Genomic DNA, 521 nt, shown 5'->3' on the forward strand with positions numbered 1-521 from the left:
TCCCACGAAAACACGGTATCGATGACGAAGTTCTAAGTGGCAGCACCTCGGTCGGGGGCGTCTTTGATATCAGGGCAATTCGTCCGGCATCCGAAAGCACATACGCCGCGATCATCCGTCTTGTCGAAGCNGGGGGCGTCTTTGATATCAGGGCAATTCGTCCGGCATCCGAAAGCACATACGCCGCGATCATCCGTCTTGTCGAAGCCGCACAAAAGAGCAGAGCGCCGATGGCTCGCCTTGCAGATCGCTACGGGTTGGTATTTCTCGCCGTGAGTGTGTCTTTGGCTCTTGCGGCCTGGTTCCTCTCCAATGATCCACGCCGGGCCCTTGCGGTTCTTGTCATAGCCACGCCCTGTCCGCTGATCCTCGCCGTTCCCGTCGCCATCATGTCGGGCATCTCCCGCTGCGCTGCCATCGGATGCCTCGTGAAGGATGGCGGCATCCTGGAAGCTTTGAGCCGCGTGCGCGTCGCCATCCTGGACAAGACGGGTACACTCACCCACGGTGCGGCGGCCATT

General features: G+C 60.2%; 1 pseudogene. It reads left to right on the plus strand.

Annotation, left to right across the window (positions count from 1 at the left end):
* Positions 1-521, plus strand: a pseudogene (locus BN1800_RS39765) (heavy metal translocating P-type ATPase); the annotation flags it as partial.

It is taken from the genome of Rhizobium sullae (genome assembly GCF_900169785.1).
GTDB lineage: Bacteria > Pseudomonadota > Alphaproteobacteria > Rhizobiales > Rhizobiaceae > Rhizobium > Rhizobium sullae.